The organism is Candidatus Omnitrophota bacterium (assembly GCA_041648975.1).
Taxonomy (GTDB): Bacteria; Omnitrophota; Gorgyraeia; order 2-01-FULL-45-10; family 2-01-FULL-45-10; genus JAQUSE01.
In genome coordinates, this window is record JBAZNZ010000001.1 from 17494 (window position 1) to 41524 (window position 24031).

A 24031-nucleotide genomic window follows, 5' to 3' on the forward strand; every position below is an offset into this window, starting at 1 on the left:
ACTACTCTTTATTCCACGCTACCTTATATACTACTATTTTTGTATCGAGGACGGGATTTTCTTCCTTTGCGAACAGCTCAAAGCATTTCAATCCCACGCCGTTCAGATAATAGAGCCTGAATAACACCGATGTCAGTACCGCCCGGGGCGCTATGATGGAGCTGTATTTGCCATCCGGATGCCGTATCAGCAATACGGATAACCGTATCGCGGGGTTATCGAGGCGTTTTTCGACAAGAATACCGTCTTTCTCATAAAGAACGCTTTCAGGAGCGCCCGCAAGATTTTTATTGATCCCGTTTATCCGGACATCCATCGTCCGGCTGTCAAGCATCACGCCGTCCGCAAAGTAGACGATATCCTTGACCCTGGCGGTCTCGTATGATTCCTCGCCGATATAGGTCATGCCTCCCGCGATGCTCCAGAGGAGCGACACATTGTCGCTCGAACCCCGCCAGAATACACTACCCTTTTTAAATTGCTTACGCATATAGCCGTTAAGATCGGCGGCTTTTGCGAAATCCCAGTTCTTGACATAGTAGAGGCCTATCACGCTGTCCGCGAGATCTTTATATATAAGACAGTATGCAGGGGCCGGCTTTCCGTGTGTCAGCGATACAAGATGATCGGCATCGGCCTGCGATAGAAGGGACCGGGCTTCCAGGCCCGCCCCCTGTTTATCGGCCACCACCATTCTTTTAAGAAGGGCGATTGCCTTATCCAAAGGCATGCCTTTTCCGACAAGAAATTCCGCGGCTTCGTTGCCGCTCGAATCGAGCATTCGTAAGATCCCGATGGCTTCGTCTTCTTCGGTGGCAAGGAAGAAACTGGCCATCCAATAAGCCTGAGGGATATTCGGGTGCGCGCCTTCAAGGGTGACGGGCCTTTCCGCAACGGCCTTGATGAAGTGGCCCGGACACCACCATGAGCTTATTATGCTGTTTTCGGGTGTATTGAGACGGATCTTTTTAAGGACATCCTGCCAGACCGCATTGAATATCGGTTTCTGGTTCAAAGCGGTGACGTGGGCATATACAAGAGATACGATTGATAGCGTTCCTATCAGGACATATGTGACGATCGCAGCATATGCGGAAGCGTGATATTTAAAGACTTTGCCCGCGATGTCCTTTACGGCCCGCAAACCGATGTCTATGCCTATCGCGGAACAGATTGCCGCCGGCACCAGCAGGAATATCAGAAAACGTTCCGCGCTAAGCGTCATGCATAACGCCGCGCTAAAAAAGATCAATAGTATGATCTTTTTTTCGTTCCGTAGCCCTGTTTTTTTGTCAAAAAAAACGGCGCAGAGGCCGAAAAGCGCGGAAAGGATAAATGCATAACCGCCTAAGAGATGTGTCAATTTCTGCGGGGAGGAGGCTTTAAGCTCACCAATTGTTATAAAGATATCGGGCCAAAAACCATTTTTTAATAGCATAAATTCAGATAAAACCTTCGAGGTCCCGGCAAAGGTGCGCGCCAATCCGGAAGGTTTTATGATCATGATGAGAACGGCGCAGAAGACGATGCAATATACGGAGAACCTCCTGAAGGTAAGGCCGGCGCCTTTTTCCTTTCCGGCCCTATAGATGGCGATAGCGGCAAAAGAGAGGGCGATATATACCGGCAGTAGTATCCACCCCTGCCAGAATATTGAAAATACGGCCGATACACACGCGAGGAGGACGCTCCAGCGGTAAGCGGGCCTGTCGTCGTTCTCCACGGTTTTAAGGAGGAGAAATATCGTGGCAAGAAAGAACAGGGTGTTGTACGCATCGGTGTCATACCAGCCGAAAGCGCTTCTTTGAATAAATACGGGGGAGAGCGAAAAGAGTAATCCTCCCGCAAGGATCGCCGTTCTCGACAGCCCGAGCGTTTTGCGAAACGATATAAACATAATCAGGCATAGCGCGTAGATGACCAGCGGTACGGCAGATATGACGAGGACCAGGGGGACGCCAGAGTAGAATAATTTTGCCGCCCTGTAGGCGAAAACTCCTATATACGGCAGGATCTCGATATTTCTCCAATGCCCTGTCGGTGCCATGATAAACGTATCGTAGTACCATCCGCCCGTTTGGGTATCAGAAAGGCGCCCATTTTTTAGCAGTCTCTTAGTAAGGTGGTAATAGTGGTACGGGTCGGCTTCGAGCAGATAAAGATCGGGCCTTTGAGTCAGGGATCCGCGCGTGATCGCGGAAACGATCTTTTCTATGCGGCCGGATTCGTTCTTTATGATATCCTTGAATTGCCTGTCGAGAAGCGCGTTCTTTTCAGCGGGCGGCATGGCGGGATATGAAACGGCGATCTGTTTTGCCACGTCTTTTTTTATGTTTAAGTATACGGCAAGGCGCGCTACCGCATGATCCTGGTTCTCAGGGTTTTTGATGACGGGGTAGAGCCGGAAGTATATTCCGAGGATGATCAGACAGGATACGATAACGGCGTATACTATGATATTTTTTGCGTTTCGCGTCATTTGGGCAGCCCGCGCCCTTTCGGCCGGTTATTGTTAAAAATACCCTTCCGGACAAATTTATCGGCTACATAGCCGATTATGTCATTCACGTCGGGAGGGATCATCTCATCAGGCTGGACGCCGGTGGTATCGAGCTCCGCGCCGTTGAACAGATACGTATTGCCGGTGATCATGGCAAGCATCGAGCCGTCATCGAATATAAACGAGCTTTTAAGGAACGCCATGCCGGCGCTCGGCTCTTTGCCCATGACAAGGCCGCGGCCATATTCCTTGAATACGGCCGCCATGATCTCCGCGGCGCTGCCGCTCCCTTTATTAATGAGGATCACGACGGGCCCGTCATAATGTATATCGGATGACGGCGATACCAGCCCGAAATCCTGCACGTTCTTCTTTCTGTAGTAGAACAGTTTTTGTTTTGGCGGAAGGAATATCCCGGATAGCTCATATACGGCAAGAGGCGGACCGCCGGGATTATCCGTCAGATCCAGTATCAGAAGCTTCGTCTTTTTACCTGCGATATCCTTGATATACCCCTTAAGGTCTTCGCCGGTCATCCTGTTAAAAGCGGAGATCTTGAGGCAATATATCCCCGATGTGCCCGTAGGTATAGCCGTTATCGTCTCGTTGAAGTACTCTTCGCATAATATTTCATATGTCGAAATCTTTTTTGTCCCGGCAGGGGCGATATCCAGCGTCACGACGGTATTCAGCGGAGGGTAGATAAGCTCTTTTATGCGCGTCTCATCCAGCTTACCTATATCCACACCGTCTATCTTCAGGATAATGCCATTATCCCTGATCCCCTTTGCATACGCATCGGAGCGGATCTGGACATGCTCTATGAAGTATCCGTCTTTTGTAAGGCGCCCTTCGACGCCTATGCCATATTCGTATCCGTAGATCTTCTTTGAATATTCGCGCGCTTCTTTAGGTGGAATAAAATTGGTAAACTTGTCTTTAGGGTCTTTAAGCCTGTTTACCAGGAGCCCCGCCCCTCTATGCGCTATTATATCGATCTTATGATCCGTCTCCGTAAGTTTGGCGAGAATAGAGGCCTTATATTTTTGCACGTATTCCTCATAAGCCGCTTTCGAGACGGGTTTATAATAAAATGTCTCCATCTTTTCATATACCGACGCAAGGAGATCCAGGTATGGTTTGTAATGATCCGGCACAGCAGGCGCGTTTTTACCTGCGGCCTCCGCGGGCAGCACAGCCGCGTTACACAGTATTAACGTTGCGAGAACGGGGAGGGCGATGATCGTGCGGATGAATTTCATCTAGAAATAGAAACGGTTGTAAGATAGTTTAACGAGAGGGCCGTTACCGAACACGACACGATAAGCGCTCGTTACCATGCGATTTTTATGGAGCCATTGGCAGCAATTGACCGTTTTACACGGACCGCCTATCTTGGCGAAGGCCCGCCCTTCCAGCAACCTGATGATATCCCTTCTTTTTTCTCCGCAGTATATATCATGCAGGGTATTTTTATTCAGGTTGCCAAGAATAAGCTCATTGTCCGAATCGAGACAGCATGCATACCATGTTCCGTCGGGGGCGATGAACGCCTCATGTTTGATCCGGATAAGATTGGTGCAGGAATATTTCCTGTAATCGATCTTTCCGGTATCGATCTTATCCCGCTCCGCCCATGCGATGACCGAGTAACACCGGTAAATCCTATCGATCCGGCTATCGAGCATGGTCTCCCACCGCTCTTTTACTTTCCCGAAATCATCTTCAATGTTCATCAGAGCCGGGTTATTGAGCTTCGCCGGCAAGAACCCCAGATTCTTATGTACGGTGTGGGCGTAATTATTAAGGGTAAGCACGGATATGTGCAACGGGATCCCGGCGCCGGCTTCTTTCCTCAATGCCAGGAGCGAGCGGATATTATCGCTCACGGCGCCGTAATCTATGCACTTTACGGCAAAATAATTCTCGGCGTCGGAACCGTCTATATTTGTCCGTATGAGATCGGCAAGCCGTTCTTTCAGGATGGCCTCCGACTTATCCTTTGTCATGTGCTGGAAATTGGTATACAGCATGATCTTTATGTCGGGCAGGGTTGAGCGTATATACCGCATTATCGGAATAGTGTCTTTGTTAAGGAGCGCATCGCCATTTTCGCCGATAATGATCTTATTGATGCGATGACGTGCTTTGAAGTCACCGGAAGAGACCTCATCGATGATCTTTTTTGCAAGAGCATAAGGCATCAATTTCTTCTTGATGCTCTGGCCCCGATTGGAAGGGCAGAAGATGCAGTCAGCCTTGCAGGCGCAGGAGAGAGAAAGGTTTATCGATCTGAGCATATACTATATATAACATAAAATTATGCTAAGTAAAAGACAAAAAAGGTTATATAATATATCCATGATAGGAAGGCGAGTAACGATACTTTTGGCGGCCTTATTGCTAATACCATGCGCCGCCGCAACGGTGTTTTCTTCTGAAGAGGCTGCCTATAAATATGCCAGATCGGCGGTCGAGAAGGCGCGTATCGGTAATTTTAAAGAGGCGATAGACGATCTCAAAGCGGCCCGCCTCTATGACCCTTCCAACCGCATCATAACAAAGAATCTCGCGATAATCTATAACAATTATGGCATGGAATTGATGAAGAAGGGCGATATTTCTCAGGCGATCGAGAAATTCGAAAGCGCGCTTTCCTATGACCGGGACGACCCCATTACGCTCTATAACCTTGGTGTTGGTTATTACAAGATCCAGAACATGGCGCGCGCCAAACGGTTCCTGGAGAGAGCGCATGCGCTTAAGCCGGAAATGCAAGGGGTGGCGGAGCTTCTTGAAAAGGCCGGCAGGGAGACGGCCATAGAGAAAGATTTCGAAAAGACCGATACGCAGCATTTTATTATAGCGTCATCAGATGATATACCGGTCGAGAAGTTGTCGTATATACGGACATGGCTTGAGGAGGCCTACGGGCGCGTTGGGGCTTTCCTTGATCATTACCCGAAGAACAAGATAATCGTTATACTATATTCGGAAGCCAACTATGACGCGATGCTGCGCGGCAGGCCGCATTGGACGCTGGCGGTATTTGACGGAAAGGTGAGGATACCGGTCAACAAATTTAAGTATACCAACGAGGATGTAATCAGGATATTATATCATGAGTATGCCCATGCCGTTACGTTCGGTATTGCCGGGAACAAATGCCCCTTATGGGTGAGTGAGGGTATAGCCGGTAAGGCGGAAGACCTCGCCGGTATGCGTAATGCCGGTATTGTCAGGGATAATATCAACGCTGCGGCAGTCTATCATATCCGGGAGATGCCGCGCGATTTCGCCCGCATTAAGGACGTGCGGCTCGCAACGTCGCTCTACGCCCAGTCCTATCTCCTGATAGACTTCATCGTAAACAGGGTAGGTCCGAGCGGTCTGCGGTCTATGCTGGCCCGTTTGCGGGACGGACAGAGCGCGGAACACGCGATTGAGGCGTTGTTCGATAGGGATATCGAGCAGTTCGAGAGGGATTTGGAAGGCTATATAAAGGAAAGGTACGGCATAACCGGCATCGTGTACAGCTGAAGCGCAGTTATCGCCGCCGTACGCATCGTTATGAAGACAAAAGTATCCGTGATTATCCCAGCCTATAACGAATCAGCCGCCATAGGGCCGTGCCTTACGGCACTCTTGCGGCAGGATGGAGCCGTCTACGGGCAGGATTATGAGATCATAGTTGTAGACGACGCTTCAACGGATGATACCGTTTCAAAGGCGGCCGCGTTCCCGGTAAAGGTCGTGCGTTCGCCGGACAATCGTGGAAGGGTAGCCGCGCGGAAGGCCGGCGCGCTGAGCGCCGCGCACGACACGCTCGTATTTGTCGACGCGAGAGTAGTCGTCAGCCCGGATCTTCTGGATGTGTTTTGGAGGGCGGGATATTCGCCGCTCATAGGTGTGGTGCGGCCGTCTGCTGATGGCGACGAGATCAATCCGGCCGAGAGGATATTCTATCTTATCAGGCGCCGGTATTATATTCCCCGCATGCTATACGGCGCCGGCGCCGGTTTCGCATACATTGATAAGGACAATTTCAGCCGCTCGCCCAAGGGTGCGGGCTGTTTCTTTGTGCGAAAGGATGTTTTTCTGGCCTCGGTGCCGGAGGCGTTCGATAAATACACCAACGACGATACGGCCATCTTCCGGCATATCGTCTTCGGGATGAATACTCCCATTATGAGACATTTCGGCGTTACGTTACGGCATTCACACAGGACCGATCCCGCCCGTTTTATTGAGTGGCTGATGTACCGCGGGTCGTCCTTCTACGATTTTTATCTGAGACGCAGCATGGTGTTACGGGCCATTTTTGCGGCAGGGTCGGCAATCCTCTTCCTGGTTTTTTTGTACTGCATCGTCCATCCGAGACTATTTCTATATACGGCGTTTTTTGTCCTGCCGGTGTATGCAATTGCGGTGGTATTCCTGGCGGAGAGGGTTCGGGATACGGCCGTCGTATTTCCCCGGCTATGGGCTTATATTCTGCTCTTCTATGGCGGTATGGTCAGGAGGGCTATCATCACGCGCTTTAGATGAAGAAGGTCAGCGCGGATCCGCGCCGTCGCTATTATGACGATGCAGGAAAGCCGGGATGAATACGGCGCCGCAGATGAATGTCCAGGCAACGCCGATGAGCCTGTCTGCTACCGAGATAGCCAGCCCGTGAGCGAAAGATGCGCCCAGCATTTGCGACATTACCGCTACAGCCGCTTCTCTTATCCCCAGGCCGGAGGGGGTGACAGGCACGATGACGGCAAGCGAAGAGAGGGATGCCATCGCGAGGCACGAGAAGAGCGGCACCTCCGCACCTGTGTATTTAAAAAGAAAGAACAATCGTAAAGCAGCCATCGCGACGATCATTATATTTATCGCGGTGAGTTTTCCTATTGCCCCCGCCGATATCTTCAACCGGTTCCAGTGCTCTATGCCATTGCGCAATAGTGACATTATCCTGCCGTGCAGCCGCAGCCTCATGAGCATGTCCATCGGCATGACAAACACGATAACGCTTATGGAGACGAGGGTCAGGAATAGGACATTGATCGCGATATTGGATATAGAGCGTGTCGAGTACAGGATGGACATACTTACCGACCCTGTCAGGCCGATCGAGAATACGCTGATCACGTTCATCGCGCCCAGCAACACCGTGAAGTCCGTATAGGAGAAGCGGTGTCTGTTCTTGAGGTATATCGCCCTCGAAAAAGTCCCGCCCGGCACCGGCAGGTAGTTAAGCAGCGCCGCAAGCATGTCCATGCCGAAATATTCCCGGAATCCCATGCTGACCGAGAATGGGCGCAGATAGACTTTCATGAGCAACGCCCGTAAAAAAAATTGCGCGAGATTAAGCGCCGACAGGATGATTAATCCGGCTGCCGGGATACTATGCAGCGGTAAGAATCCCTCGGGGTGCCGGTTAATATACAAGACACCCAGTGTGAGTATTACGGCAAATAGGGCCCATCTTAACAATTTCTTTATCATTTATTTTCCAGTTCTTCCGCGCGCAGGATCCTTACTATTTCTTTCGAAGGGTTCAGGGCCGTTGGTGTTGCGCGGGAGCGGAACGATTTATAGGATACCAAAAAATCACCGATCGTTTTTTCATCGAATTGCCCCAGCCGCACATTCCCTCCCAATCCGTCCTGACGCTCCGTCTTCATCCTCATCAGCAGGCACGGCACGTTCAGGGCGCAGCTCTCTTCCTGTATACTGCCGCCGTCTGTCACGATAAATTCAGCTTTTTTAAGCAGAGCGATAAACCTGCCGTATCCGGCGATAGGGTCCATATGGATCCTGTCATTCTTTAATTCCCGCAGGAGCCCCATGCGCGCCAGCCTATTTGATGTCGGCCGATGCATTATGAAAAATACGTCAAAGGACGAGGATATCCGCTTCACCAGGTCGATGACGGCGGCCATCCTGCGCCTGCTGTATAAATTCTCGAAACGGTGGATACTTACCACCGTGTAAGGAGCGCCGCCGGTATCGGCAGTATCATCATGCCGCTTCATTATATAACGCAGAGAATCGATGACCGTGTTGCCCTCGATCTTGAATATTCTGCCTTTTACTTTCATGGCGCGCAGGTTATTTTCAGCCCATGAGGAAGGCGCGAACAGATAATCGGAAAAGCGCATACAAATTATTCTTATCAGTTCCTCCGGAAAAGGGTCAAACAGGTCGAAACTGCGCAGTCCCGCCTCGAGGTGGGCGACTTTCAGGCCGCATGATCTGGCGGTGATCAGCCCAAGCAGGGTGGAGAGTGTATCACCGTGTATAAGGCAAATCCCGTTCTTATCACCGCCGAAGATACGTTCTCTGAAAGAACGCCGCGAGAAGACAAGCTGTGTCATTATCGTGGATACCCAGAGAATGGCCCTGAAGACGGAATTGATGTTTGAGAATCCGGTTTCAAGAGAGATGTCGGGTTGTCGTATACCGAAAAAGGCCCTTAAATCGGAGGTGATATCCTTATGCTGGCAGCTGTCTATGAGGCGGTATGGGACCTGGCAGTCATCAAGATTTCTTAGTACCGGAGCCACTTTAATGAATTGAGCTTTTGTGCCGATAAATATATGTATCATCCGTTCTCCGGCGCGCTTTGCGCTATTAGCGGGATGTCCCGCGTGATGCAAAGCTTCGGGTTCAATTATATCACAGCAAAGAGAGTTTTGGAATCCCAAATGAAACGGACCCCGGACCCCGGACCCTATCGTAATTGGCTCCCGGGACAGTTGCCATACACTCTTTTTTGTTTTATAATATCGGTATGATAACGGAACAGGGCCGTTTTCCACGGGGTATAGGCTCATGATAGACGATCAAAAATACTGGACGGAAAGGCACAGGCGATACGCAGGCATGGCCAGAGCCGTAGGGCAGATATCATATTCGGAAAAGGCCAATTATTACGTTTATAGGATTGTTCTGGAACGATACGCGGAGTTGTTGGGACGATTGCCGCTGGACGGCGCGATCTCGGTACTGGACGCCGGTTGTGGCAATGGTGTTTATACAAAGTTCCTTTCCGGGTTTGGGTTTAAGGTGACGGCAGTCGATATATCGCAGGAGGCCATCGATCGCCTGGATATCAAAATAACGGATAAGTCGAGATCCTCTCTTGAGACGATCCCCATGCCGGGCCGTTTATATGACATAGTGCACTGCTTCGATGTTTTGTATCACATACTGGATGACGATGAGTGGAAAGCAAGCATCGCGCGATTATGCGCTTTGTCCGGAAGATATATAATATTGCATGAAAGGTTCCTGCGAAGAAGGCCTCTTATAAGCTCGCCGCATATCAGACAGCGTCCTTATTCTCATACTTTATCCGAGCTAAGGAAGAACGGTTTTGCGGAGTGCATGAGCAGCCCCACGCATTTCTGGGCAATGAGGGCAATCACGTATAAAATAACAAAGCATTTTCCTTCGTTTTTTTATAATTTAGACGCTTTTATATTGCATCTTCTTGACCAGTTTAACGCAGGATGGGCAGGGTCGCATCATATTAAGGTATTTGTTAAGAGGAGCTGAGCCGGCTAAAGGTATGGTCAAATCTCAGTAACTCTGCTTTGTATATTACCCGGTCCGGTTGCAAACCGCTGCCGGATTTAGTTCAAATGGACGATTAAAATATAGAGTGATCCTATTTTCTGCATACGGCCATAATATCCAGTGAGGTCTTTACCGAAGCCTCCCCTACAGAATAGACCAACGCAGGATCCATATTTATATCGACGGGCGTTTCAGCCGCGCCGCGCGGACCGATACGGTGGGCAAGCGCGACCGGGAAGGCCATGAGCCATGCCGGTATAATCCTTCGTAATCCGAGAAAATCGTACGAGGCGAGTTTGCGGTTATGCACTATCCGTTTCTTTTCGATCTCCATAACCTTATCGACGGCCGTTACGCCGTAGACCGTGACCTCGCTGAATGTCCGGGCAAGGATCCCGCGAAATTCCCCGAACGTGTATTCTCTGACATGGAATACATTCCAGGGCGTTTCACCTTCAGATATCCTCAATGCCGCGTTCGGGGTCGATATGATGAATGTGCCGCCTTTTTTGAGTACCCGGCAGGCCTCGGACAGAAATTGTTTCGCGTCCTTTACGTGCTCTACGACGTGAAAAGACACTACGGTATCGAACATGTTTTCGGGAAACGGCAGAGCCCTGCCATCGTAATGTAAAAAATCACAATTATTCCTTTCGTATTCACTTCGGGCTTTTTTTACGGCGTCTTCGGATATATCGACCCCGACCGCAGAGCCGAATTTTTCCGAAAGAATACGGGTACCGTATCCTGCTCCGCAACCCAGGTCAAGACAGAGAGGCCCGCTCGTTTTTTCCGCAGCCCACCGATAGGTGAAAAGTTCTTTGAGAAAAAGAAGACGCTCTTCCGGGGACATCCTCGATGGGATTATTCTGTCGCCGCCCATGCCAGTTATCGATCCTCGCTTCTTTCGAAGCGTAATTGCGCTACCTGCTCCGATACGAGGCCCATCAGGAATATAAGGACGCTTGTAATGATGAGCAGAATGGAAAAACCCGTATAGCGCTGGTGAAGTATTATTATCTTAAATATCGCATGGCCCGCGCCGAGGGCAAAGAAGAGGAGGCTGGCGGGGAGGAATATGCGCAACGGGCTGAAGAGCGTGGCTATCTTCATTATGATAAGTATGAATCGCGAACCGTCGGATAGCAGGTTTATCTTGCTCGTCCCCAACCGTTTCCTCGCCTCAATGGGCACATACGCTATGCTGTATCCCGCCTTAAACAAAGCCATCGTTATCGTGGAGGGGTATGAGAATGTGTTCGGCAGCAGACAGACGAACTTTTTCGCGATATCGGACTTGATGGCCCTGAAACCCGATGTAAGATCCGGTATATTCCGGCCTACAAGATAGGAAGCAAATGCGTTGTAAAACAGATTTGCGCATCGCCGGTGAGCCGGCGCGTTGCGCCATCCGATACGCGCGCCGACCACCATGTCGTAAGATGGTATGAGTTTCAGTAACGACGGGATGTCTGTCGGAGCATGCTGGCCGTCCGCATCCATAAAGACGAGCGTCTCCGCATCCGAACCCCGTATACCGGTTTTTACGGCCGCGCCATTGCCGATATTGTAAGGATGCCGGATAACCCGGGCGCCGTTCTCCTGCGCGACTCGGCAGGTATCATCGGTAGATCCGTCGTCAACGACTATGATCTCATGGTCCTCGGTCTTGAGAGCCGCGTGAATATCACGGATGACCTGCGCGATTGAAAGCTCTTCGTTATATGCCGGCAGTATGATATTTATCTTTCTCATTCAAAACGCACCTTTCAGTTAATTTTAAAGACGGCTCCGTATCCGGTAATTTCCCTGACCGGCTCAAAAAGAGACGGTGCCGCCTTGACCGCCTTTATCTTGTCTTCCAGTCGTTTCATATGTATGACGAGAAAAGCCCGCTTCATCTTTTCCGGCAAATCCTCCCGCAGGCGGTTAAAAGCGAACAGGACGCTCGAACCGTCCAGCGCGATATATTCGTATCCCTTTTTCTTCAAAAACGCGTGGTTCTCTTCGATCGATCTTTCGATGTCGACCGCCGCATAGTCGAAGACCTCTTTATCCCAGGCGAATGAAAGCATGTCGAATACTATCGGAACGCATTGGTCGCTCGCAAAGACGTATACCGCCGAATCTTTCGGCAGAGCATCTTTTATCCACGCATATAATTGCCGGCCCTCGGCAATCCCGATGTAACCGTCTTTCCAGGGGCGGGTATTTAAAGCGAATTTATTGGCGTGCCAGAATGTCAGCGACAGGGCAGTCAAGAGTATTCCGCCCGCTATGGGCACGTAACGGTATCTCATGTCCCGCGATAGTTCATTATAGACCAAAGCGCCGGAGAGCGCTATCGAAAAGGCGAGGAACGACCACATCCTGAAGGGCACTATATTTATCGAGAAACGCGCGCCCATGACACCCAGGAAAGCGAATATCGACCAGGTAAGGGCTATGGCCAGGCGCGTCTTTTCCTTGGTGAAGAGCGTCCGAAGATGGGAGGCGGCGTAGAAGACGGTCATGACGGCAAATATTATAGCCGGTATTCCGATACCGAACGGGTTCTGTATAAAGTTGCCCTCCGGGTTAAGAAGTGAAAAGTGGTCGAATGTATACGGCATGGAAGCGGAGCCGATGAGCGGAACGATTTTCCTGTCCGGGAGGATTAAAAAAGCGGTGATGACGGCCAGCCCCGAAATAAATACGGCGGGTTTGACGTATTCCGCGTAACGCTGCCGCGCCGGGCCCTGGAGAAATTTCCATCCGTTGTGTTTCCATAAGATCCGCAATAGAAAGCATGAAAAAAGACAGAGGCCGGCCAGCAATAAAGCATGCCGGTTCCCTATCGCCGACCGGAGCATTGGTATAACTATGTCGAGCCCTCCGGATCCTTTATTCTCGGTAAAGACGGCTTCCCTGAATCTCAGCAATGACGGCAGCCAGAATAACGCGATAGCCGCGGCGAACCCCGCCGCCGCCGTTTTCAGGATATTGCCATGCGCCTTACCTTCGCAGAAGACGGTGACGCCGTAGTAGATCAGGAAAAATATCGTTATGATGACGCTCGAATAAAAATGGACCATCCATATCGACGCGAAGGCGAGCGCGGCGACAGGCCGCCATCGCGCGTCCGCTTCGGACTTCAGCAGCATATAGAAGAATAACGGCAGGAATACCATACTCAGGTTCAGAGAGAAGATGAAGTGTGTGAGCCATGCCGGCATAGAAAATAAGAGTATGGCCGCGAGAAGGGCCGCCCACCGGTTGGCGATAAAGCGTTTGGCGAGGTAGAAGAAGAATGGTACGCTAAGAGATACGAAAAGGCCGTTAAAGAACTTCATCGTCCAGTTGATACCGGAGCCGGTCTGACTCAGAAGACCCATAATGATCTGGTAGCCCTGAGGGTACGGCTGGGCTACGTCACAGAACTTGAATGGAGCGGTGTAGGTCTTTTGTACGGCAATATATTTTGAGGCGGACGCGAACAACCACGGATCCTCGCTCTCGAACCACGGATAGGCAAAGCTTCCTCTAAGATACATGTAGAGCGACGCCGCAAAAAGGACGATCACTGCGATATTTACCGGCGTTACAACGTCCTTCAGGCCTACGGCAAAACCTCCGGCTTTTCGATGCTTACGGCAGTGGATGGCGGAGGCTGTGAACATGGCGGCGGCGGCGGCCAGGAATACCCTGTAGTCGAGCGGGATGGACAGGACATTACACGCCGCGCCCATTAGCGGGATAAATAAAAGACCCGCGCCCAGCGATAACACGATCCGCTCTAAGGCGTCCTCTTCTTTCGACCAACCGGCTATATACGTGATCGAGCCGAATCCGAGAGCAATAAAAACAAAAACAAATATCGCTTTGATCATCATGTTTTCCCCATGTGCCGATTATAGTATAAGCCCCTTCCGCCGGTCAACTATTTATATTTTTGCGATTTTATGGTATACTTCAATAAAATGGATACCAAGCGTAAATTACGGGTAGCCCGCGAAGTGATGTTCTTTTCGGCATCGCTGGGAATAGCCGCTATTATTTTCGGCGTAGGAGACGTAATAAAGAATCCCACTACGAAGAAGCTGGGCGTATTCATAGGCCTATTCAGCTATATTTTTTATTCGATGTTCAGGGTAAGCGTCTGGTGGTTCGGTAAATGCAACCGGTATCCTCTCGACAGGGACGCCGGCGACGGGCGGAGTTAGACGATGTTGAGCTTTTCGAAGAACTGCAGGCCGATCTTGAGACCTTTTTGGGTAAGGACGATGTTGCGGACTTTTGCCGGCCTGTAGGGAAAGGCGTATTTTTTTTCAGAACACGATATCTCGATGTCCGTATCTACCGGAACGAAGTATTGCGAGAAGGCGGAAGCGCCGCTTGCCGATATATCAGCCAGGTCCGCGGAAAACATGACCTCCTCGCCTATAGCCGCTATTCCGGCAGCGTCAAAAACGGGCGCTTTTATCGAGACAAGTACGCCGGAGATGATCCTTCTCTCGCTATCGCGCGTCGAGGACACCCAATTTTCGAGCCTGGAAGCCGGCTTTCCCGACTCTATCCTTTTGCGCAGCGCTGTCCGAGCGGCCTTATCGAAGAGAACAAACGCCAGGAAGACGCCGGCGGCGACGCCGATTATAAAAAAGAAAGGGATCAGGTAAAAAGACGGTATGGATATGGCAGTCATTATATAAAGTATATGGGATATTATAGCGGTTGTCAAGGTGTTGGGGCTGTTTTTAGAAATCATGTCTTCATCGTGATGATAACTATACTATCTTCCAACTGCGGCGCCGATACGCTCTATACGGCGGATGGCAGGGAGGAGAGGGGAGTCGTCATGGAGGACGGACCCGAACGGACGGTATTCTGGAGGGCGGCGGGCGAGCTTATCCTGAAGAAGGGCGACATAAAGAAAATAACCCGTGACACGGATGAGGACAACCTTCTCATGATGGCCGATGCGGCGAAAGCGAAGAACGATAACGTAAGGGCTTATTATCTGTACGAAAGAGTTTTCAGGCTGAATACCGATTCCAGGAGGGCTATTGAGGGGATGACCGAATTACAGAATGCTCTTGAGAAGAACTCCGCAACCGATCAGGTGGTCACCTATCATGAGCGTTACGGCCCCGGCACGACCGGCCTGATGGATGACAAAGAGACGTTGTCGGAAAACGCCCGCAAGACCGAGGAAGTGGCGCGCCTCTTCGGTCTCCTGCTCGGCGCTTCGGACAGTAAGAGCTACTTCAGGAAGATAAAGGTGCTGGATGTGATACAGTCCTCGCGGGCGGCCAGGGCGGGCGCCGAGATCGACGATTATCTGGTGAGCGTGGAAGGAACCGACACCGGTTATGTCGGATTGTTCACGGCCGTCGACCTGCTACTCGAAAGATCGGGTGGTCCGGTCCGCGTGACCTTTGAAAAGGAACGCTCGCTTTGGCTCGGCGGGGAAGCAGGGCTTGATGCGGCCCGGGCTCCAGAATTAGCCGGATTTTCCATGAAGGCCGGAGCGGAGGGGATCGTTGTTTCGTATGTGAAGGAGTACTCGCTTGCCGACCGGGCCGGCCTGAAGGCCGGCGACGAGGTGATATCGCTGAATAACGTGCCGGTCGGGACAAAGAGCTATGATGACGTCCTGAAGCAGTTGGATGTACCGGGCCCACGCTCTATCGAAATAACGGTGCGCAGAAAAGTGTTTTTGTAATACTCGCGCCGCATCTGCCGGCGGAAAATACCGGAGCCGGTTTTATTTTCAAAACGCGTCAATAAAAACGGGAGGAACAGTAATGGGTAAGAGAATACTGATAATCGACGACGAGCCTGACATGGCGGAAGTCATGGAAATGCGGTTCGCCAGTAAGGGCTATGAGATATCGGTAGCATCGCACGGCGTTGAAGGCCTGGAAAGCATGCAGCGGCAGCGGCCCGATCTGATACTGCTGGATATAATGATGCCGGTCATGGACGGTTTCGAGTTCTTTAAGACGGTCAGAAATGGTTCCGCCGGATTGGAAATACCGATCGTGGTAGTTTCCGCCAGGGCCGGGATGAAAGCCACCTTCGAGGCGATAGGGGCCGCTGATTTTATAGAAAAGCCGTTCGATCTGGATATGCTCTTGTCGAAAGTCTCGTTCCACCTGGAGAGCAGGGCCGTAATTTTGGCGCAGGTCCCTTTCGTTGTCACGAAGATAAAGGCCGCGTTAAAAGACTGCGGCTATGAGGTAGATGAGGTTGCGGATGAGGGCACCGTTATAATGAAGAGCGCGGACATGCGGCGCAAGATATTTGTGGCCCACCTTGCCCTCATTTCGTCATCTCCGAAAGATTTTATGGCGAAAATGAATGCGTCCAGAAACAGCGGCGCGAAGGTCGTTATTTATTCGGATGCGCATGTGAAGGGCACGGAGGACAACAGCACGGCCCTTATAGACGAGCTCAGGATTAAGTGGACGTCCGCGGGGGCCGCTCTTTTTTATGATTCGAGGATCAACGGCGCGTTTTTAAGGGACGAGATTAAAAAACTCCTGGGCGTCCGGCGCTGAAGCTGCCGTAAATCAGGCATGGTTACTGAGGTGATGATGAGCGATAAGGGCGGGGGTTGGCCGGAATACATATGGGAGCAGTATCTCAGGGACGTGCTCGTCACGATCCGGGAAGGGGTCGCTTTTAGCGACGAGGCAGGGCGTTTTTATATCTATAATGCCGCCATGGAACAGCTTACCGGCTATTCCATGGAGGAGGCGAACGCATCCAGAGATTTCATGGATCTTATCTACCGCGATCCGGAACACCGGCAGAAAGCCCGGGAAGGCCTGGCGGAACTTATCAAGAACGGGCGGTTCCATAAGACGGAAGCAAGGATAACCGCCAAAACAGGGGCCGCAAAAGACGTTATCATCTCTTCGGCATTGATCGTCCGTGAGGGCCAAAAATATTTCTTAAGTATCTATCTCGATATTTCGGAGCGCAAGCAGTTCGAGAGAGCGCTCCGGCAAAGCGAGCGGAAACTGCGCGCCATTTTTGACCAGGCCTTTCAGTTCGTCGGCCTTATGACTGTTGAAGGGGTCCTGGTGGATGCTAACAGGACGGCCCTTGAGTTCAGCGGTTATGAAGCTCATGATGTCCTCGGGAAGCCGTTCTGGGATACTCCGTGGTGGATACATTCGCCGGCACTCCAGGATAAGCTGAAGCAGGCGGTGCATAGCGCCGCCAGGGGAGAGTGCGTACGCTTCGAGGCGACCCATATCGATAAGCACGGGGCGCTGCATTACGTGGATTTTTCTCTGAGGCCGGTCACGGACGAATCCGGCAAGGTCATATTTCTTATTCCGGAAGGCCGCGATATCACGGAGCGCAAGAAGATGGAAACGGCCATGGAGCGTCTTGCGGCGATCGTGGAGCATTCGGACGACGCTATTATAGGCAGGGACCTGGGCGGCACTATTACAAGCTGGAATAATGCCGCCACGAAGATGTATGGTTATTCCAGGGATGAGGCGACCGGCTCCAATATATCTATTATAGTTCCTCCGGACAGGGTTTTTGAGATGGCCGGCGTAAACAAAAAATTAATGCGCGGAGAAGCTGTTGCGCGCTTCGAGACAAAACGGCTGAAAAAAGACGGAACTCTGATTGACGTATCCTTGACCGTTTCGCCGGTCAAAGACGGCGATGGTAAAATAACGGGGTTTGCCACCATCTTTCATAATATAACATTGCGCAAGAAGACGGAAATGGCGCTTCGTGACGCATACGCGAAACTTAAACGCGCGCAGGACCAGCTCATCCAGGCGGAAAAGATGGAAGCGGTCGGCACATTGGCAAGCGGCGTCGCTCACGAAGTCAAGAATCCGCTCGGCATCATCCTGCAGAGCGTGAATTACCTCGAAGATAAGTTCCCCAAAGGCCGTAAGGATATCGCGCAAGTTCTGCGGGTGACCAAGGATAACATAAAAAGGGCGGATGACATTGTGCGCTCGCTCCTGGAGTTCTCCAAGGCGGAGGCCCTCGACATATCGCCCGCGGATATAAACGCCATCCTGAATAAGTCCGTCTCCCTAATGAGGTATCACGTGAAGCAGGAAGGCGTGAAGATCGTGAAGGAATTTGACGGCGGACTGCCGCTCGCATTGGTGGATAAAGGCAAGATGGAGCAGGTATTTATCAACATATTGATCAACGCCTTCCAGGCGATGCCTGGAGGCGGGAAGCTTTTTCTGCGCTCCAGCGTTATCCGGATGGTGACAACGGAGTGGGAGCGCTGCTCGCAAGAGAGCAAGTATTTCATGAGCGGCGAAGAGGCCGTCGCGGTAGAGATAGAAGATACCGGCACCGGCATACCCGGGAAGATAATGGGAAAGATATTCGATCCTTTCTTTACGACTAAAGGGGCCCGGGGAAGCGGCCTGGGGCTTTCGGTCACCAGGAGCCTGCTGGATATGCAAAATGCCTGTATTAAAATCACGAGCGTCGAGGGAAAAGGCACGAAGGTCATTATCGCCATGAAAATCTCGAAAGGAGGCCTCAATGGATAAGAGGAAGGTGCTGATAGTGGATGATGAGGAAGATTTTCTCATGATTACGAAACTAAACCTGGAAGATTCCGGCAAATACGAGGTGATGACCCTGTCGGATGCGAATGGCATTGTGGCCCAGGTGAATTCGTTCGAACCGGATGTGATACTGCTCGATATCCTGATGCCGAACGTCGGCGGCATCGATGCGTGCAAGGCGCTTAATGCCGACCCTAAAGCAAAAAGCATACCTATTATCGTACTCTCTGCATTGGGCAGGGATGACGATAAGTTAAATGCGTATAAGGTAGGGGTGGTAGACTATCTGGTGAAGCCGATAGAAAAAGACGCGCTGATCGCCAAGATAGAAAAAGCGTTACGATATAAATAACATTGGAGGGGTTATGGCAGAGATGGCGCAGCCGTTGGTAAATAAGCTTCATGAGAAGCTGGAGGCATTGAAGGCGGAAGACATCATGACGCGGGACGTGATAACGGTAGATAAGGATATGGATCTGGCCGCGCTCGCGGATCTAATGATAAAGAAGAGGGTGAGCGGATTTCCCGTAGCCGGACCGGACGGAAAGCTGCTCGGGATAATCACCTCAACGGATCTTTTTACCCTCATGGATATCATAAGGATGGGGCGCATCAAGATGGAGAAGGAATCCGATGCGATAAATCCAAAGATAAATTTCGCGATGACGACGGAAACGATCTCAATAAGTAAAGACGCGACCCTTGACGAGATCATCTATCTGATGAAGAAGAGAAATATCCATACGCTTCCCGTATGTGAGAACGAAAAACTGGCCGGGGTGATCGGCCGTCGCGATGTCTTCAAACACTTCTACGCGCTCGCAAAGAGCGTTGTTGAAAATAGATAACGGAGTCATTTGCATGGCAGACCTAAAGGGCAAAAAGATTTTGGTTATTGACGACGAGCCTGATCATATTGCCGTCGTGTCGTTCAGATTACAAGCGGCGGGGTTTGAAACTATTTCGGCCTCGGACGGAGAGAAAGGGTGGGACGTCTTTTTAAAAATAAAACCGGACCTTGTGCTACTCGATGTGATGCTTCCGCGGATTGACGGTTTTGAGTTCTTCAAGCTTATGAAATCGATGCCCGCGCGTGCCGATATTCCGATACTCATTCTCACCGGCAGGACGGGGATGAGGGACACTTTTGAAGCCATGGGCGTTGACGGCTTCATTACCAAGCCTTATGACGGAAATGAGCTTGTCTCGAAGGTACAGCTCCTCCTGCAGAAAAGGGCGCTCATCGTGAGCGATGACCGGCAATTTATCGAAAAGACGAAAGAGACGCTCGCATTGTGCGACTATACCGCATACACGGCAAAAGACGAAGATGATCTGATGGTAAAGGCCGCGGGAGCCAAATACAAGGCCATTGTCGTTCATCTGGCTTTCATCAAAAGCGAACCGGAACAATTTTTAAGGATTATCAAGAAGACCAAGAATGCCGATTCCGCGCTCATTATATATTCAGACTGGAAAACCAAAGGAATGGAATCGGACAACTTGCCGGCTCTTCAGGAAATAAAACAACGCTGGAACAGGGTGGATATTACAAAGCTCTTCTATGATAAGAGGATAGAGGATAAGGCGTTTTCGGATCCGCTGCGGACTGCGCTGGCGCAGGATAGAGCGCGCTGTGATCCCGGCGGGCAGCGCTAAAAACATGGAGGCACGGCGTGGATAACTTGGATGAACAGTTTTCCGAAATAGCTACCCGGGAAATCGCGGAAGATAATGCCGTAAAATCTGCATGGAATAAAGCGTTTATCGAAGCGCGCGGCAATGCGGAAAAAACGAAGAGCCTATATGTCATTTATCGAGCACAACAATTGCGCGCAGAGCATGATGCCATGGAACAGAAGCGGCAGGCGGAACTCAAGGCGGACACGAGACGGCCCGATAAGGCGGATATCTTCTTAGTCGTCATCGGATCGGCGATCTGCGTGATAGTTGTCGCGTTATTTCTCTACGGATTGTATCTCGCCGCGAAGAACATACCAAAATTACCTACAGACGAACCGGGGGCGGAGATATCTGCGGCCCGTTAGATTTTAAGGAGGAAACTCTATGAAGATGCGAAGCATCGCGATAGCGGCAACCGTTCTGGTATTGGGATCCTGTTGTTTCTTCAGTGTCGAGGCAGCTATCGGGAAAACTCCCGAGAGTGCGCGCGATGAGGCGATAACCGACCTGAACCTGGCGATAAGGCTGGTGAAGCAGGCGCAAGAGATGCTGAGCGGCAAAATGTCGAAGGAGACGGTGGAGGCGGCCATCGGGCTTTACGTTCAGGCGGGCCAGTTGTTCGAAAAATCCGAAAATATTTTCAAGGCATTGGGACCGCAATATGTCCCGCAGTCGTTCGTGGATAATTGCGCCGCGTACAAGAACGAGTGCGTGCAGACTATCATGCGTTTCAGGAAAGGCGCGGGTCAATGAAAGATAGACGCATAGCAATAACATTCGCCATAGTTGTGATGCTCGCCATGACTATCGGTTGCCATGGCAGAGCGCATGGAGATCAAACGGGGAGTATAACCGGCAAGATCGTATCCATAGATAAAATGGACATGGCGATCGTCGTAAGATGGTTTGGTGATTACAGGGCCCTGAGAACGGATGAAAAAAATATATCGATTTCCGGAAAGACGAAGGTATCAAAAGGCGCCAAACCTGTGACATTCGATGACCTCAACGTCGGGGATAATGTAACGGTGACGTACCGCTTAATCGATTTTGAGTGGCCGGAGGCGTTGACGATACTGATCAAGGCGTAAAGGCGCGCTTGCCGCGATGGTCATGAACGCACATCTTTTTTTGTGGTTGGTCGCGCAGTGCGCGATCCGTACCGGACAGTCCATTAACAGGAGGAGCATATGATGAGAAAGCATTCGCAGGCGACGAGGAGGAAGATCGGTTTAGCGCAGAAAGGTAAAAAGAACTCTATGTACGGAAAGCGGCATACGAAAGCCGTTTTGCGCAAGTTGTCACTCGCCGCGAAAGGTCAAAACAATCCGATGTACGGCAAACGCCACTCCGCCGCGACCCGGAAGAAGATCAGCATCGCGATGCGCCGGGCGAGGGCCAAGAGATAAGTTAAAAAGAAGAAACGGTTAAGGTAAGCTGCCTTTAATTAAAAGAGATCATAAGTGAAAATTGAGCGCGGCGGCCATGAAGAAAATTGCCGCCTCATGGAATTTCCATGACATTGATTTCATTTTGATGGCCACTTCAGATATGGATAACGCAACCTACGCCAAAAAACACATCAACCTTTATACAGGCGAAATCCCGCCGCTTTTAAAAAAGCATCTGGATCTTTTCCCGTGGCAAAGGCTTGTTGACGCGGGGTGCGGAGACGGCGCTGTTTTGTACGCTTTGCGCGATAAAGGTTACCTGAAAGGGCGGGAGGTCTTTGCCTTTGACAGCTCGTCCGACCGGGTCGCGATAGCATCGAAAATAGACGGCAGGATACGCTGTTTTACCGATGACGCATGCGCCATTAAGAACATCGCGCCGGATAGCGTCGATTTCATAATTACCGGACAGGTCATAGAGCATGTGGACAGCGACGATAGGATGATCCGCGAACTGAAGGCTATTTTGCGGAAAGGCGGGATCTTATATCTTTCCACGGTTTTTAAAAAATGGTACGGGTGGTATTTCTACCGGAACATGGGACGGTGGACACTTGATCCGACCCATGTCAGGGAGTACAGAAACGACGCGGAACTGCTGGAAATAATGCGAAGATACGGTTTGGAAGTACTTGAATCGCGCAAGTCGCCGATACGATTTCCGCTTATGCATCGTTTTCTGAGATGTATTAACGCTCCCCGGCATATTGCGGCAAAGGAATGGGCGGCGTATTTACGGTGGCTTAGCGTACCCGTCCCGGGGTACTTCTTGTGGGAGCTCGTATGCAAAAAAACGGATTAGGTCCGGCGTAGACCTCCTTACGCCGCGCAAAACAGCGCGTTCCGGCCGGGTGCCGGCAAAAAATGCCGTTTCTGTCCGTCCGATCGGACGCAAGGCGTTCCCGCCGGATGTTTTCAAGTGCGCGGTCGATATGTGCGGCCCGAGCAACCTCGTGACACTGCTCAAGTCCCTTCCGCCGCAATGGACTACGGAACGCCGCTCCTTTTACGAAATGGTCGGAGATTCGGATACCGGTGCTCATAGGGCAAGGGGCTAATGACGTCAGAGTAAAGCCGGCGGAGTCGGAGGCAATAGTCGCGGATCAAAGGGCGAAAAGAATAATATGAATAAAAAGATATTATTGGCCGTAGTTTTTTCGCTGGTCACCGTTGTTGGACAGGGTTCGGGCGGGGATGAAAAGGTCGTCCGGTCCTACCATGAGACCATCGTAGGAAGGGATGCAAGCTACGTGCCTGAAGCGGCTCGGCCCAAAGAAGCCATTATTACCGTCAGTGCGGCAACCGTAGACACTGCGGGCAAAGACAGGATAGCGGCTATCTGCAAGTCCGTAGACCGCGTTAAGAGCGCGGTCTACGACGACAAGGAAGGCGCGATAACCCTCTCGATCGATGCGCGGGGCAGTTCCGCGGAGACGGTGACCGAAAAGGTCAAGTCCGTCCTGGTCCGTGAGCTGGATGTCGCGATCATAGAGGCAAGGGTGATCAATTAGTGTAGTGTGGTATAACCCCGGCATGCCCGACACCGGAGCGAGAACGTTATGGAGAAGATCATACTGAGAATTGTAGCGCGGGATGCGCTGATCTTTATATTCAGTTTTATATTCTGGATACTCTTTGGGCTTGCGTTTGCCGGCGATAATGCGTGGGCCGTTATAGTGTTCCTCCCTGCCCCGACGTATCTGATGATCCGCCTGGTCATATTATTATTCAGTCCGCCCAGGAAAAAGGATCCGTAAGGATGAAAGAGGGGGACCGCTGCCGCATGCTTTACATGAATGCCGCCTTAAGATATAATCTGGTTGGGTGAAATGGCTATGGAAAAGGGAAAAAACGACCCCAAAATAATCTCAAGGATGCTTTTTGTGATCGCGGGCGTTATGGGAATCATAGCGCTGATAGCGGGAATTATATGTGGCGTGGCCGGGGTTAATACCGTTCCGATAATATTGTTTTTCGGGTTGACGGGGATGGTATTGCTTTATGCGGCGATCATATTGCATTGTATCGTCTCAGGCGATGATGATCATCCTCCCGCCGAAGGTGTAAAAAAACCGGAAGAAACAGGTCCGGCAAGGACCGGCAATGGTTAAAAAGATCCTGGTCACCATGACCCTGACAGGGGCCAAGGCTTTTTTTGACGCGCGGATCGACGGAAGGATGTTCCGGGCCGTGATTAAAGAAGGCATCTCTGCTTGGACGTCCGAACGTACCCGACGTACCCGAAAAAATCAGTTGACATAATTTAAGGTCAGTGC

Annotated in this window: 28 protein-coding genes; 19 read left to right on the top strand and 9 right to left on the bottom strand. The window is 51.0% G+C overall.

The genetic code is table 11. From position 1 onward, the window contains the following. Position 1: 1 nt before the first annotated feature. The 3 genes from WC592_00090 to WC592_00100 are packed head-to-tail and all read right to left on the bottom strand — an operon-like array spanning position 2 to position 4800. Positions 2-2479 (bottom strand): STT3 domain-containing protein, encoded by a 2478-nt coding sequence (locus tag WC592_00090; protein MFA4980859.1) that lies wholly within the window; start codon positions 2477-2479, stop codon positions 2-4. Continuing rightward, positions 2476-3762 carry a S41 family peptidase gene (locus tag WC592_00095; GenBank protein ID MFA4980860.1) on the bottom strand — a complete coding sequence of 429 codons (1287 nt, stop codon included), beginning with the start codon at positions 3760-3762 and terminating at the stop codon, positions 2476-2478. The genes WC592_00090 and WC592_00095 overlap by 4 nt, the downstream gene beginning before the upstream one ends. Next, positions 3763-4800, bottom strand: a complete 1038-nt coding sequence (locus tag WC592_00100) for a radical SAM/SPASM domain-containing protein (GenBank protein ID MFA4980861.1) — start codon at positions 4798-4800, stop codon at positions 3763-3765. It lies immediately after the preceding gene. A gap of 61 nt (positions 4801-4861) precedes the next feature. Here WC592_00100 and WC592_00105 point away from each other — a divergent pair, with 61 nt between their 5' ends. Together WC592_00105 and WC592_00110 are read left to right on the top strand one after the other, a co-directional pair. Then, complete coding sequence (locus WC592_00105; protein MFA4980862.1) at positions 4862-6040, top strand: tetratricopeptide repeat protein; 1179 nt, start codon at positions 4862-4864, stop codon at positions 6038-6040. Between the two features lie 30 nt (positions 6041-6070). Beyond that, a complete protein-coding gene (locus WC592_00110) occupies positions 6071-7048 on the top strand; it encodes a glycosyltransferase family 2 protein (GenBank protein ID MFA4980863.1) in 978 nt (325 codons plus the stop codon). A gap of 6 nt (positions 7049-7054) precedes the next feature. Here WC592_00110 and WC592_00115 read toward each other — a convergent pair whose 3' ends face one another. Together WC592_00115 and WC592_00120 are read right to left on the bottom strand one after the other, a co-directional pair. Continuing rightward, positions 7055-7996, bottom strand: a complete 942-nt coding sequence (locus WC592_00115; protein ID MFA4980864.1) for a lysylphosphatidylglycerol synthase transmembrane domain-containing protein — start codon at positions 7994-7996, stop codon at positions 7055-7057. Then, on the bottom strand, positions 7993-9099 hold the full coding sequence (locus WC592_00120; GenBank protein ID MFA4980865.1) for a UDP-N-acetylglucosamine 2-epimerase: 1107 nt from the start codon (positions 9097-9099) through the stop codon (positions 7993-7995). The genes WC592_00115 and WC592_00120 overlap by 4 nt, the downstream gene beginning before the upstream one ends. A 226-nt stretch (positions 9100-9325) precedes the next feature. Here WC592_00120 and WC592_00125 point away from each other — a divergent pair, with 226 nt between their 5' ends. Further along, positions 9326-10051, top strand: coding sequence for a class I SAM-dependent methyltransferase (locus WC592_00125; protein ID MFA4980866.1), 726 nt, complete (start codon positions 9326-9328; stop codon positions 10049-10051). 112 nt (positions 10052-10163) lie between these two features. On the opposite strand, the gene WC592_00130 is transcribed toward WC592_00125, so the two are convergent. The 3 genes from WC592_00130 to WC592_00140 are packed head-to-tail and all read right to left on the bottom strand — an operon-like array spanning position 10164 to position 13944. Further along, on the bottom strand, positions 10164-10955 hold the full coding sequence (locus WC592_00130; protein ID MFA4980867.1) for a class I SAM-dependent methyltransferase: 792 nt from the start codon (positions 10953-10955) through the stop codon (positions 10164-10166). 5 nt (positions 10956-10960) lie between these two features. Further along, positions 10961-11827, bottom strand: a complete 867-nt coding sequence (locus WC592_00135) for a glycosyltransferase family 2 protein (GenBank protein MFA4980868.1) — start codon at positions 11825-11827, stop codon at positions 10961-10963. 14 nt (positions 11828-11841) lie between these two features. Beyond that, a complete protein-coding gene (locus WC592_00140; protein ID MFA4980869.1) occupies positions 11842-13944 on the bottom strand; it encodes a hypothetical protein in 2103 nt (700 codons plus the stop codon). 69 nt (positions 13945-14013) lie between these two features. Here WC592_00140 and WC592_00145 point away from each other — a divergent pair, with 69 nt between their 5' ends. Then, a complete protein-coding gene (locus WC592_00145) occupies positions 14014-14274 on the top strand; it encodes a hypothetical protein (protein MFA4980870.1) in 261 nt (86 codons plus the stop codon). Here the strand turns inward: WC592_00145 and WC592_00150 are convergent. Then, positions 14271-14789, bottom strand: coding sequence for a hypothetical protein (locus WC592_00150; GenBank protein MFA4980871.1), 519 nt, complete (start codon positions 14787-14789; stop codon positions 14271-14273). The two genes, WC592_00145 and WC592_00150, sit on opposite strands and share 4 nt — an antisense overlap. 39 nt (positions 14790-14828) lie before the next feature. Here WC592_00150 and WC592_00155 point away from each other — a divergent pair, with 39 nt between their 5' ends. The 15 genes from WC592_00155 (at position 14829) to WC592_00225 (ending at position 23866) form a co-directional block, all read left to right on the top strand. Then, positions 14829-15773: a PDZ domain-containing protein gene (locus WC592_00155; GenBank protein MFA4980872.1), complete on the top strand. Its 945-nt coding sequence runs from the start codon at positions 14829-14831 to the stop codon at positions 15771-15773. A gap of 82 nt (positions 15774-15855) precedes the next feature. Continuing rightward, positions 15856-16611, top strand: a complete 756-nt coding sequence (locus WC592_00160) for a response regulator (protein MFA4980873.1) — start codon at positions 15856-15858, stop codon at positions 16609-16611. 18 nt (positions 16612-16629) lie between these two features. Continuing rightward, positions 16630-18603, top strand: coding sequence for a PAS domain S-box protein (locus WC592_00165; protein MFA4980874.1), 1974 nt, complete (start codon positions 16630-16632; stop codon positions 18601-18603). Next, positions 18596-18973 carry a response regulator gene (locus WC592_00170; protein MFA4980875.1) on the top strand — a complete coding sequence of 126 codons (378 nt, stop codon included), beginning with the start codon at positions 18596-18598 and terminating at the stop codon, positions 18971-18973. The genes WC592_00165 and WC592_00170 overlap by 8 nt, the downstream gene beginning before the upstream one ends. Before the next feature lie 13 nt (positions 18974-18986). Then, on the top strand, positions 18987-19469 hold the full coding sequence (locus WC592_00175; protein MFA4980876.1) for a CBS domain-containing protein: 483 nt from the start codon (positions 18987-18989) through the stop codon (positions 19467-19469). A 13-nt stretch (positions 19470-19482) separates the two neighbouring features. Further along, positions 19483-20280, top strand: coding sequence for a response regulator (locus tag WC592_00180; GenBank protein ID MFA4980877.1), 798 nt, complete (start codon positions 19483-19485; stop codon positions 20278-20280). Positions 20281-20297: 17 nt separating this feature from the next. Further along, positions 20298-20669, top strand: a complete 372-nt coding sequence (locus tag WC592_00185; GenBank protein MFA4980878.1) for a hypothetical protein — start codon at positions 20298-20300, stop codon at positions 20667-20669. 19 nt (positions 20670-20688) lie between these two features. Beyond that, positions 20689-21057, top strand: a complete 369-nt coding sequence (locus tag WC592_00190) for a hypothetical protein (GenBank protein MFA4980879.1) — start codon at positions 20689-20691, stop codon at positions 21055-21057. After that, positions 21054-21395, top strand: coding sequence for a hypothetical protein (locus WC592_00195; GenBank protein ID MFA4980880.1), 342 nt, complete (start codon positions 21054-21056; stop codon positions 21393-21395). The genes WC592_00190 and WC592_00195 overlap by 4 nt, the downstream gene beginning before the upstream one ends. Before the next feature lie 99 nt (positions 21396-21494). Further along, positions 21495-21713 (top strand): NUMOD3 domain-containing DNA-binding protein, encoded by a 219-nt coding sequence (locus tag WC592_00200; GenBank protein ID MFA4980881.1) that lies wholly within the window; start codon positions 21495-21497, stop codon positions 21711-21713. Between the two features lie 76 nt (positions 21714-21789). Next, on the top strand, positions 21790-22557 hold the full coding sequence (locus tag WC592_00205; GenBank protein ID MFA4980882.1) for a class I SAM-dependent methyltransferase: 768 nt from the start codon (positions 21790-21792) through the stop codon (positions 22555-22557). Positions 22558-22606: 49 nt separating this feature from the next. Next, positions 22607-22813, top strand: a complete 207-nt coding sequence (locus WC592_00210) for a hypothetical protein (protein ID MFA4980883.1) — start codon at positions 22607-22609, stop codon at positions 22811-22813. Between the two features lie 66 nt (positions 22814-22879). Next, the gene (locus WC592_00215; GenBank protein MFA4980884.1) at positions 22880-23266 is read left to right on the top strand and encodes a hypothetical protein; all 387 of its coding nucleotides are present in this window, start codon (positions 22880-22882) and stop codon (positions 23264-23266) included. 48 nt (positions 23267-23314) lie between these two features. Further along, positions 23315-23512 carry a hypothetical protein gene (locus tag WC592_00220; GenBank protein MFA4980885.1) on the top strand — a complete coding sequence of 66 codons (198 nt, stop codon included), beginning with the start codon at positions 23315-23317 and terminating at the stop codon, positions 23510-23512. A 78-nt stretch (positions 23513-23590) separates the two neighbouring features. Next, positions 23591-23866 (top strand): hypothetical protein, encoded by a 276-nt coding sequence (locus WC592_00225; protein MFA4980886.1) that lies wholly within the window; start codon positions 23591-23593, stop codon positions 23864-23866. The last annotated feature ends 165 nt before the right edge of the window (positions 23867-24031 follow it).

Bases quoted from the DNA above. Each gene is read 5' to 3' on its own strand.
- WC592_00090 (MFA4980859.1), bottom strand. From the start codon at position 2,479: ATGACGCGAAACGCAAAAAATATCATAGTATACGCCGTTATCGTATCC.
- WC592_00095 (MFA4980860.1), bottom strand. From the start codon at position 3,762: ATGAAATTCATCCGCACGATCATCGCCCTCCCCGTTCTCGCAACGTTA.
- WC592_00100 (MFA4980861.1), bottom strand. From the start codon at position 4,800: ATGCTCAGATCGATAAACCTTTCTCTCTCCTGCGCCTGCAAGGCTGAC.
- WC592_00105 (MFA4980862.1), top strand. From the start codon at position 4,862: ATGATAGGAAGGCGAGTAACGATACTTTTGGCGGCCTTATTGCTAATA.
- WC592_00110 (MFA4980863.1), top strand. From the start codon at position 6,071: ATGAAGACAAAAGTATCCGTGATTATCCCAGCCTATAACGAATCAGCC.
- WC592_00115 (MFA4980864.1), bottom strand. From the start codon at position 7,996: ATGATAAAGAAATTGTTAAGATGGGCCCTATTTGCCGTAATACTCACA.
- WC592_00120 (MFA4980865.1), bottom strand. From the start codon at position 9,099: ATGATACATATATTTATCGGCACAAAAGCTCAATTCATTAAAGTGGCT.
- WC592_00125 (MFA4980866.1), top strand. From the start codon at position 9,326: ATGATAGACGATCAAAAATACTGGACGGAAAGGCACAGGCGATACGCA.
- WC592_00130 (MFA4980867.1), bottom strand. From the start codon at position 10,955: ATGGGCGGCGACAGAATAATCCCATCGAGGATGTCCCCGGAAGAGCGT.
- WC592_00135 (MFA4980868.1), bottom strand. From the start codon at position 11,827: ATGAGAAAGATAAATATCATACTGCCGGCATATAACGAAGAGCTTTCA.
- WC592_00140 (MFA4980869.1), bottom strand. From the start codon at position 13,944: ATGATGATCAAAGCGATATTTGTTTTTGTTTTTATTGCTCTCGGATTC.
- WC592_00145 (MFA4980870.1), top strand. From the start codon at position 14,014: ATGGTATACTTCAATAAAATGGATACCAAGCGTAAATTACGGGTAGCC.
- WC592_00155 (MFA4980872.1), top strand. From the start codon at position 14,829: ATGATAACTATACTATCTTCCAACTGCGGCGCCGATACGCTCTATACG.
- WC592_00160 (MFA4980873.1), top strand. From the start codon at position 15,856: ATGGGTAAGAGAATACTGATAATCGACGACGAGCCTGACATGGCGGAA.
- WC592_00165 (MFA4980874.1), top strand. From the start codon at position 16,630: ATGGTTACTGAGGTGATGATGAGCGATAAGGGCGGGGGTTGGCCGGAA.
- WC592_00170 (MFA4980875.1), top strand. From the start codon at position 18,596: ATGGATAAGAGGAAGGTGCTGATAGTGGATGATGAGGAAGATTTTCTC.
- WC592_00175 (MFA4980876.1), top strand. From the start codon at position 18,987: ATGGCAGAGATGGCGCAGCCGTTGGTAAATAAGCTTCATGAGAAGCTG.
- WC592_00180 (MFA4980877.1), top strand. From the start codon at position 19,483: ATGGCAGACCTAAAGGGCAAAAAGATTTTGGTTATTGACGACGAGCCT.
- WC592_00190 (MFA4980879.1), top strand. From the start codon at position 20,689: ATGAAGATGCGAAGCATCGCGATAGCGGCAACCGTTCTGGTATTGGGA.
- WC592_00195 (MFA4980880.1), top strand. From the start codon at position 21,054: ATGAAAGATAGACGCATAGCAATAACATTCGCCATAGTTGTGATGCTC.
- WC592_00200 (MFA4980881.1), top strand. From the start codon at position 21,495: ATGATGAGAAAGCATTCGCAGGCGACGAGGAGGAAGATCGGTTTAGCG.
- WC592_00205 (MFA4980882.1), top strand. From the start codon at position 21,790: ATGAAGAAAATTGCCGCCTCATGGAATTTCCATGACATTGATTTCATT.
- WC592_00215 (MFA4980884.1), top strand. From the start codon at position 22,880: ATGAATAAAAAGATATTATTGGCCGTAGTTTTTTCGCTGGTCACCGTT.
- WC592_00220 (MFA4980885.1), top strand. From the start codon at position 23,315: ATGGAGAAGATCATACTGAGAATTGTAGCGCGGGATGCGCTGATCTTT.
- WC592_00225 (MFA4980886.1), top strand. From the start codon at position 23,591: ATGGAAAAGGGAAAAAACGACCCCAAAATAATCTCAAGGATGCTTTTT.